General features: G+C 70.7%; 1 protein-coding gene. It reads right to left on the bottom strand.

What is annotated here, in order from left to right:
* Positions 1 to 44: 44 nt before the first annotated feature.
* Complete coding sequence (locus I5G_RS07070; RefSeq protein WP_022878429.1) at positions 45 to 968, bottom strand: SMP-30/gluconolactonase/LRE family protein; 924 nt, start codon at positions 966 to 968, stop codon at positions 45 to 47.
* Positions 969 to 1,266: the final 298 nt, after the last annotated feature.

Genomic DNA, 1,266 nt, shown 5'->3' with positions numbered 1-1,266 from the left:
GCGCAGCACGGTCCCGCCCGGGATCCGCGTCATCTCCACGTCGCTCATCGCAGCTCCAGCATCCACAGGTCCGCCTCGCCGGTGAGGAAGAGGCGTCGCTCCTCGGCGTCGAAGGCGCAGTTGCTCACAACGTGCGGAGTCGGGATCACGCCGAGGCGGGTTCCGGTGTCATCGACGACGACCACTCCGGCGTCGCTGCTGATCCACAGCCACCCGCGGCGGTCGACCGCGAATCCGTCCGGGATGCCGGCATCCACGGTCGCGAAGGTCGACGGGGCTCCGAGCGACTCGCCGTCCCACGCACACGCGGCGACGCGAGGGAGCCCCTCGGGATTCGACTCGGCGACGTAGAGCATGGTCTCGTCCGGGCTGAAACCGATGCCGTTGCGGGCGTCGAGGTCGACCATGCGCTCGAGCGGTTGCACGTCCCGCCAGCGGTACACGCTCTGATGTCCGAGAGCGGATGCCGCGGGGTAGCCCTCGGCCGGATTGGTGATGCCGTACAGGGGGTCGGTGAACCAGACCGCTCCCGTGGCGTCGACCACGAGGTCGTTCGGCGAGTTCAGGGGCGCGCCCTCGAACGTGTCGGCGAGGACGTGCGTGCCCGTGTCGTCCGTGCGGCTGAGCGCGCGGCGGCCCTGTTCGGCGTGCAGCAGCCGGCCCTCGGCATCCACCGCGTTGCCGTTCGCGAACGCGGAGCGATCGACCACCGTCACGACGCTCCCGTCCTCGCGCCAGCCGAGCGTGCGGCGGCCCACGACATCGCTGAACACGAGCATGCGGTGCTGCTCCCACCACACCGGTCCCTCCGCCCAGGTCGCCCCGTCGTAGAGCGAGAGGAGCCTCGCCTCGGGGGCGATGACGGTGCGCAGCCGGTCGTCGTACAGGCGCGGCGGTGCGACCTCGACGAAGGAGGGATCGCGCGGGTGCCGGAGCACGCGTCCGTCGGGCAGGGGGAGTGGGGGCATGGGTTCAGTGAATCGTTCGGGGCGGATCCCCGCAGCCGGGTTGACGGGGATAGGCCGGAGCGACAGAACGCTCCCGCTTCGATTGTCGCGAATCCCGCGTGTCGACGAGGGCTTCTCCGTTGTGGGAGTTGGCGGCGACCGCAACCAGACGGCAGTGCTCCGACCTCCGCGCTCCCACGCCGCGAGACTCAGCGATGGGAGCGCAGCCAGTAGTTGGGCCGCCACCAATAGAGGTCCTGGGGGTGATACGGCCACTCCCGGTGCGGTCGCTCGTGCTACGCTCGACCGGGTCGCGCCG

It is taken from the genome of Microbacterium sp. B19 (assembly GCF_000333395.1).
Classification (GTDB): Bacteria; Actinomycetota; Actinomycetes; order Actinomycetales; family Microbacteriaceae; genus Microbacterium.
This window is presented reverse-complemented; position numbering and strand designations above follow the sequence as displayed.